The following is a 7,400-nucleotide window of genomic DNA, read 5'->3' as shown; positions in this document are numbered from 1 at the left end:
GACGAGTCGCAGATCAAGCCCTACTTCGAGCTGGACAACGTGCTGCAGAACGGCGTCTTCTTCGCCGCCAACCAGCTCTATGGCCTGACCTTCAAGGAGCGCAAGGACCTGCCGGTCTACCACCCGGATGTGCGCGTGTTTGAAGTCACCGACGCCGACGGCCAGCCGCTGGCGCTGTTCTATGCCGATTTCTTCAAGCGCGACAGCAAGTCCGGTGGCGCCTGGATGGACGTGTTCGTCGAGCAGGACGGCCTGACCGGCACCAAGCCGGTGGTCTACAACGTCAGCAACTTCACCAAGCCTGCCGCCGGCCAGCCAGCGCTGCTGAGCTGGGACGACGTGACCACCATGTTCCACGAGTTCGGCCACGCCCTGCATGGCATGTTCTCCAGGACCAGGTACCCCAGCGTGGCCGGCACCGGCGTGCCGCGTGACTTCGTCGAGTTTCCGTCGCAGTTCAACGAGCACTGGGCCTCGGACCCGAAGGTGTTTGCCAACTACGCCAAGCACTACCAGACCAAGGCAGCGATGCCGCAGGAGCTGGTCGACAAGATCGCCAAGGCCAAGACCTTCAACCAGGGCTATATGACCACCGAGTACCTGTCGGCGGCGCTGCTCGACCTGGCCTGGCATACGCAGGGCGCTGACGCACCGCTGCAGGACGTGGACAAGTTCGAAGCCGATGCGCTGAAGCGCTACAAGGTGGACCTGGCCCAGGTGCCGCCGCGTTACCGCAGCAGCTACTTCGACCATATCTGGGGTGGCGGTTACTCGGCCGGTTACTACGCCTACTTCTGGGCGGAGATGATCGACCACGATGCCTTCGAGTGGTTCAAGGAGAACGGTGGCCTGAGCCGTGAGAACGGCCAGGTGTTCCGCGACAAGATCCTGTCGATCGGCAATACGCGTGATCTGGCGACGGCCTACCGCGAGTTCCGCGGCAAGGACCCGAGCGTCGAGCCGCTGCTGCACAACCGTGGCCTGAAGTAAGCACGCGCCAGCGTGATTGTGTGAAACGACGAACGGCAGGGGAAACCCTGCCGTTTGTCATTGCAGTTGGTCACAGGCGGCTGATCATGACCAGCCGCATCTGCACCGCGGCCACGTCATGGCGCCCGGCGGCGCGGGCGCACAGGGCATCCAGCAAAGCCTGTGGATCCTGCAACAGGGCATCGCCATCAACCAGGTGCAGGGCCAGGTGGCCCCACCAGAAGGCGTGGCCGTCCACATGCACCCCGTAGCTGGCGATGTACTGCCTGCCGTTGCTGCCAGCGGACGTGCCATGGCATTGGCTGCAGTACCGTGGCTCATGGTCGGGCACGGAGCGGGTTTTCATCGGGTCGTCCAGAAGGGTGCTGCGGGAGGTCAGGTGCCCACGTGGACGCGGTTGCCGGCCTCATTGCAGCCCAGGTGTTCCAGTGCGATCTCCAGGGCCAGTACATAGCTCTGCGCGCGGAAGCCCCGTGCCACTGCCAGCCGCCTGCCGTGGTGGGGCAGCCCCGGCGGCTGCATGCGTCCATCATCGTCATGTACCTCGACGTAGGCATTGTGCAGATGCGGCAGCAGGCGATGCAGGCGCGTGCTGCGCACGCAGGCACCCGGCGCCAGCAGGGTGACTTCACCTGTGCCGTGATCGGCAGCGCACAGCGCCTCGATCAGCTCCTGCTCGCAGCGGCAGTTACGCACGGCGATGCTGGTGCCGCTATCCAGTGCGCGCCGCACCAGTGCGGCCATCACTGCTGCTGGCAACGGGGCGGCCGCCTGTTGCAACGGGCCGCTGCCTTCCGGGCCACGCACGATGAAGATCGACATGGCTCAGGCCTCCTGCGCCAGCAGGCGACGCGTGGTGATGGCCAGCGACAGTTGTCGCGCGCCGCTGCCGCAGACCAGGGCGACGGGGGCATGGTGTGGTTGCAGGTGGCTGTCCAGGGCGTCGGCATCGCAGCGGGCGATCTCGATGTAGGGCATGGGCAGCGCATCCAATGCGCCACGCAAGGCTGCCGCATGGCGGTGCCATTGCGCTGCGCTGGCGCTGATCGACTCGAGCAGCAGCCACATTGGCTGGCTATGGCGCGCGGCGCGCAGGCACCGCAACAGTCCCGGCAACGACGTGCACTGCTGGCACTGCAGTGCATGCCCGGCCAGCTCGGCAGGCAGCGCCGGTACCTCGGCAGGTGCGTCCACACTGCGTTGCTGGATCAACAGGATGGTCATGTTCTTTCCAACGATGCGCCTCGGGGCGCGGTGATGCCACGATGCGCGCAGGCCCCGTAACCGCGCCATGGTGCGTGGTCGTTCAGGCGTAAATACTGCGTAGCATTTCGCGTAGGGCCGGTGTTGTTGTGTACGCAGTTGCCCGCCGATGTGTTTGCCGCATGTGTCGCCAATGCGGACGGCAGTGTTCCGTTGGCTCTCTGCCTGCAGGCGTGCGCACATGGGAAAATACGCCCCATCACTCCTTTTGCCGGACCCGTGCGCTGCACGGATCACTGCGCGCCTGGTGAACTCCCCCTGTTGCTATTGGATGCGCCCGTGTCGGCGCTGCATGACGTGAACAACGACTATCGATTCCTGCTTTCCCATCTCACCCGCACCGGCGTGTTCGCGCTGATGGTCAGCTTGCCGGCACTGCTGCTGTATTGCGATATCCATTGGCTGGGCGATGGGGTGGGTGAGTGGTCCCTGGTGGAGCTGACCCAGGAGGGCTTCCTGCTGGCCAGTGTGCTGGCCTTTGTGCGATTGGCACGCAGGCGTGTGGAGGACCGCCGCTTCGCGGTGCTGGCAGCGGGCTTGTTTGCCTGCATGCTGCTGCGTGAGATGGATGCGCTGTTTGATCTGCTGCTGCATGGGTTATGGAAGTGGTTGGCATTGCCGGTGGCGATGGGCTGCCTTTTCTATGCTTCCCGGCAATGGCGCGCAGCGCTCTCGGGGCTGGTGCGCTTTCTCGGCACCCGCGCCGGTACCTTGATGACCATCGGGCTGGTGCTGTTGTTGTGCTATGCACGCCTGATCGGCCTGACCTCGCTGTGGCAGGGCTTGCTGGACGACAGCTACATCCGGGTGTTCAAGAACGCCATCGAGGAAACCACCGAACTGCTTGGCTACACCTTCATCCTCGCTGGCAGCCTGGCGCATGTGGCACAGCGGCTGCGCACGCCGGCAGTACAACCGGCGGGGGGCGCCACGGCGGAGCACGCCATGCGTCGGTTGTGAGGAACTTCTGCCGGCCGCCCCGGTCCACCTGAGGTCATCCTTCAGGAGAGTGTCATGGGCGAAACCATGGTAGAGCGTGATCCGCACCCGGTTCTGGCTTGGCTGCGGCGTGAAGCGCTGCCGCTGATGGTGATGCTGTTGTTGCTGGGTGCGGCGCGCGACAGCCTGGCCAACCATTACCAGGTGCCCAGTGGCTCCATGCAGCCGACGCTGCAGCCCGGTGACCGGGTTGCGGTCGACATGCGTGCTTACGGCCTGCGCCTGCCGTTCACCCCGGTGCGGCTATTGGCTACCGGCCAGCCGCAGCGCGGCGATGTTGCGGTATTCGATTCGCCTGCCGACGGCACCCGCTTGATCAAGCGGGTGGTGGCGGTAGCGGGCGACCGCGTGCAATTGCATGACGGCTACCTGAGCATCAATGGGCGGCCGCTGCAGCATGCGCTGGCGGGTGAGCTGTTCGGCAACAAGCAGGTAAGCCTGGACCTGGAGGAGGGCGGCGGCCCGGACATTGCCGGCATCATCATCCCGGCGGGCAAGCTGCTGGTGCTGGGCGATCACCGCGGCAACAGTTTTGATGGGCGCTTCTTCGGTCTGGTCGATGCCGATACGGTCTACGGCAAAGCGGTGGCGGTGTACTGGCGGCGCGGGCAGGGGCCGGCGTGGCAGCGGCTTTGACCGGCAGTGGTGCCCAAGCTCGCGCTCAAGATGGGCTGGTGTAGTGCGCTGGGCTGCAAGCTGCGGAGTTCCGTGCTGATCAATACCTAAAACATATCAATCGGTATGTAGCAGGTTATGGATCGACTGGATGAAAGGGTCCAAGCTGGCGCACGTGTTCAACCAACCGGCCTGCCCTGGCAGGCCTCGATGCGATGGAACCTGATCGTACGGACGCCATGGCGTGCCGTGATTCCCTGCCGCCATTGGCGGTGCCGGCCCCGGCCGATGACCACCCTCATATCCAGCAGCACAGCGCTGATTTCCGCCGTGCAGTGCTGGCGCTGTTCATGGCCGGCTTTGCCACCTTTGGCGTGCTGTACTGCGTGCAGCCGCTGCTGCCCGGCTTCAGCAATCACTTCGGCATCAGCGCCAGCAACAGCGCCCTGGCCTTGTCGGCAAGCACCGGCGTGTTGGCCGTGGCGATGCTGGTGGCAGGCATCGTCTCCGACCGGGTGGGCAGGCGCCCGGTGATGGTTGCCTCGCTGCTCAGCTCCGCCTTGTTGACGCTTGGCACTGCATTGACCGATGACTGGAACACCTTGCTGGTATTGCGCACCTTGCTCGGCCTGAGCCTGAGCGGCGTGCCTGCGGTGGCGATGACCTGGCTGGTCGAGGAAATGGACAGCCGCGCACTGGGGCTGGCGATGGGCCTGTATATCGGCGGCAACGCGGTGGGTGGCATGAGCGGGCGCTTGATCGCCGGTGTGGTCGCCGACCATTGGGGCTGGCGTGCCGGTATAGCCGCGGTCGGCGTGATCGCCTTGTTGGCAACCGTAGCGCTGTGGACGCAATTGCCAGCATCGCGCCATTTTCGTGCCAAACGTGCCGAGCCGGCACAACTGCCCGCACGTTTCGCCGGCTTGTTCCGCGATGCCGCGCTGCCGTGGTTGTTTGCCTGCGGCTTCCTGCTGCTGGGCGTGTTCGTGACGCTCTACAACTATCTGGGTTACCACCTGCTGGCGCCGCCTTATGGCCTGAGCCAGACCGTGGTGGGGCTGATCTTCACCGTGTATCTGGTGGGCAGCGTCAGCTCGGCGTGGATGGGGCAGTTGGCCAATCGCATGGGGCGCGCGCCGGTGCTGGCCTTGTCGTTCGGCCTGGTGCTGTTGGGCGTGTTGTTGCTGGCGCTGCCCTGGCTGCTGGTAATGGCCATGGGCATCGCCTTGGTGACGTTTGGATTTTTTGGTGGTCATTCGGTGGCCAGCAGCTGGGTCGGTGTGCGCGCCGGTGGGCTGCGTGCCGAGGCGTCGGCGCTGTATCTGTTCTCGTACTACCTGGGCTCCAGCGTGCTGGGTGCGCTGGGTGGCGTGTTCTATACGCACTGGGGCTGGGCGGGTGTGTGCGGTTTCTGTCTGGTGCTGACCTTGGCCGGTGTGGGTGCGGCCTGGCGGTTGTGGCGGCGGCTGGAGGATACGACGGGGTTGTTGCTGGTTCGGTGAGGGTTGGCGGCTAGCACCTAACAGCGATCACCTGGCAGCTAACAGCTAACAGCTAACAGCACCCCTCCCCAACCCTCCCCTGCGCTATGCGCAAGGGAGGGGGCAGAGCTCAGCTCCCTCCCTTTGCCGCAGGCAAGGGGAGGGTTGGGGAGGGGGGCTTTTGTTGTTGCTTCAGCTCTTTGCTCTGGCTGTCTTCAACCAGCCACTTCCCGCTTCAACAACGCAATGAACTGCCGCAACAACGGCGTCACCGCTTCACGTCGCCACGCCAGCTGGATCTCCGACGCCGCGCCACGGTCGGCCAGTGCGACAAAGCACGCGCCCTCCACCTGGATGTGGCTGCAGGAGGAGGGCAGCACGCAGACGCCCAGTCCGGCTGCGACCAGGCTGATCAAGGTCGATGATTCGCCTGCTTCCTGCACGATCCGCGGGCTGAAGCCGGCATTGCGGCACAGAGTAATCACATGATCGTGGATGCCCGCACCCGAGTCGCGTGAGAAGCCGACAAACGGGTCGAGTGCGAATTGCTTGAGCGACAGGCGCGCGCTCGCGGGGGCCTTGCCACGCAGCGCCGGGTGGCTGGCATGCACCACCAGCGCCAGTGGGTCATCAAATAGATGCTGTGCCGTCAGTTCGTCCGGCAGCACGCGCTTGCGGATGATGCCCACGTCCAGTTCGTCGGCAAGCAGGGCCTCGATCTGGCGCAGGCTGTTCATCTCGCGCAGCTGCATCTGCACCTGCGGGTGCTGCTGGCGGTAGCTGAAGATCGCGCGGGGTATCTGCGGCGACAGCGGCGTGGCGCGGGTCAACCCGATGCGCAGTTCGCCGCTCTCGCCACGTTGCGCACGCTGCACCGTGTCCACCGCCTTGTCCACGCGCTGCAGGATGTCGCGCGCCTGGTCCAGCAGCACCTCGCCAGCGGGCGTGAGCTGCACGCGGCGGTGACTGCGTACGAACAACTGCGCGCCAAGCAGGGTCTCCAGTTGCCGGATCTGTTGGCTGAGCGGCGGTTGCGACATGCCCAGGCGCTCGGCCGCACGGCCGAAGTGCAAGGTGTCGGCGACGGCCAGGAAGTAGCGCAGGTGGCGGAGTTCCAAAGACATCGTGGCAGTCTAGGTCGCGAGGGCCTCACCGACCAACCATCAGTTCGTCATCCCCGCGTAGGCGGGGATCGCTTCATGCGGGGTGTGAGAGGGCCAGGGCAAAGGCCAGAGCCGGGCAGAAGCAGGAGCGACTCCCGCCTGCGCGGGAATGACGGCTCAAGGGCAAAACCAAAAAACCTACCGCTCCGAATGCCCGGTATCGTCGTATTGCCGCGGCGCAAACAGGTCCGGCTGGATCAGCTCCACAAACGCGCGGGCCTGCGGCGACAGCACCTTGCCCCGGCGCACCACCACGCCATAGCTGCGTGAGGGGAAGTAGTCGCTCATCGCCCGCGTCGCCAGCTTGTCGCGGTCACTGTCGTTCAGGCACAGGGCAGTGACGATGCTGATGCCCATGCCCATTGCCACGTATTGCTTGATCACCTCCCAGCCGCCCACTTCCAGCGCCACCGTATACGGCACGCGGTGCTGCTGGAACACCAGGTCAACCAGCCGCCAGGTGATCTGCCGGCGCGGCGGCAGGATCAGCGGCCACGGTGACAGGTCTTCCAGCGTCAGGTTTTTTTTCTTCGCCAGCGGGTGGTCGGGCGGAGTGATCAGCACCTGCTCGAAGCGGTAGACCGGTGCATAGCTGAGGTCGGCGGGCACATCCATCATCGAGCCGATGGCCAGGTCGGCGGCGTCGCTGCGCAGCAGGTCGGTGCCGTCGGCACTGATCGCGTTGTGCAGGGTCAGGCGCACATCCGGGTGCTGTTGGCGGAAGTTTTCGACGATCTTCGGCAGGAGGTACAGGATGGTCGACGAATTTGCGGCGATATTGAGCTCGCCGGCATCCAGCCCGCTGACCTTCTCGCGGAACCGCGGCAGCAGCCCGTCCAGGCTTTCCACCAGCGGCTGTGCCATGTCGTACAGCAGCTGGCCCTCGCGG

The 7,400-nt window shown here is 65.1% G+C and carries 9 protein-coding genes; 4 read left to right on the top strand and 5 right to left on the bottom strand.

Annotated elements, in window-relative coordinates; genetic code table 11:
* The coding region (locus tag B2527_RS05430) for a M3 family metallopeptidase (protein ID WP_293706515.1) at positions 1–990 on the top strand (990 nt) is incomplete at its 5' end.
* A gap of 70 nt (positions 991–1,060) precedes the next feature.
* Here B2527_RS05430 and B2527_RS05425 read toward each other — a convergent pair.
* Genes B2527_RS05425 through B2527_RS05415 form a run of 3 tightly spaced genes read right to left on the bottom strand, consistent with a single transcriptional unit; the run spans position 1,061 to position 2,214 of the window.
* A complete protein-coding gene (locus tag B2527_RS05425) occupies positions 1,061–1,336 on the bottom strand; it encodes a hypothetical protein (RefSeq protein ID WP_293706514.1) in 276 nt (91 codons plus the stop codon).
* Between the two features lie 29 nt (positions 1,337–1,365).
* Positions 1,366–1,812: a 3-dehydroquinate dehydratase gene (locus tag B2527_RS05420; RefSeq protein ID WP_293706513.1), complete on the bottom strand. Its 447-nt coding sequence runs from the start codon at positions 1,810–1,812 to the stop codon at positions 1,366–1,368.
* A gap of 3 nt (positions 1,813–1,815) precedes the next feature.
* On the bottom strand, positions 1,816–2,214 hold the full coding sequence (locus B2527_RS05415; protein WP_293706512.1) for a hypothetical protein: 399 nt from the start codon (positions 2,212–2,214) through the stop codon (positions 1,816–1,818).
* Positions 2,215–2,532: 318 nt separating this feature from the next.
* Here B2527_RS05415 and B2527_RS05410 point away from each other — a divergent pair, with 318 nt between their 5' ends.
* The 3 genes from B2527_RS05410 to B2527_RS05400 all read left to right on the top strand — a co-directional run bounded on the left by B2527_RS05410 (position 2,533) and on the right by B2527_RS05400 (position 5,369).
* Positions 2,533–3,213 (top strand): hypothetical protein, encoded by a 681-nt coding sequence (locus B2527_RS05410; RefSeq protein WP_293706511.1) that lies wholly within the window; start codon positions 2,533–2,535, stop codon positions 3,211–3,213.
* Between the two features lie 66 nt (positions 3,214–3,279).
* Positions 3,280–3,888, top strand: coding sequence for a signal peptidase I (gene lepB / locus B2527_RS05405; protein WP_414717003.1), 609 nt, complete (start codon positions 3,280–3,282; stop codon positions 3,886–3,888).
* 194 nt (positions 3,889–4,082) lie between these two features.
* The gene (locus B2527_RS05400; protein ID WP_293706509.1) at positions 4,083–5,369 is read left to right on the top strand and encodes an MFS transporter; all 1,287 of its coding nucleotides are present in this window, start codon (positions 4,083–4,085) and stop codon (positions 5,367–5,369) included.
* Between the two features lie 194 nt (positions 5,370–5,563).
* On the opposite strand, the gene B2527_RS05395 is transcribed toward B2527_RS05400, so the two are convergent.
* Positions 5,564–6,472 carry a LysR substrate-binding domain-containing protein gene (locus B2527_RS05395; RefSeq protein WP_293706508.1) on the bottom strand — a complete coding sequence of 303 codons (909 nt, stop codon included), beginning with the start codon at positions 6,470–6,472 and terminating at the stop codon, positions 5,564–5,566.
* 177 nt (positions 6,473–6,649) lie between these two features.
* A partial coding sequence (locus tag B2527_RS05390) for a LysR family transcriptional regulator substrate-binding protein (protein WP_293706507.1) occupies positions 6,650–7,400 on the bottom strand: 751 nt, incomplete at its 5' end.

Origin of the sequence: Stenotrophomonas sp. UBA7606 (assembly GCF_002477705.1) — a bacterium.
Taxonomy (GTDB): Bacteria; Pseudomonadota; Gammaproteobacteria; order Xanthomonadales; family Xanthomonadaceae; genus Stenotrophomonas.
This window is presented reverse-complemented; position numbering and strand designations above follow the sequence as displayed.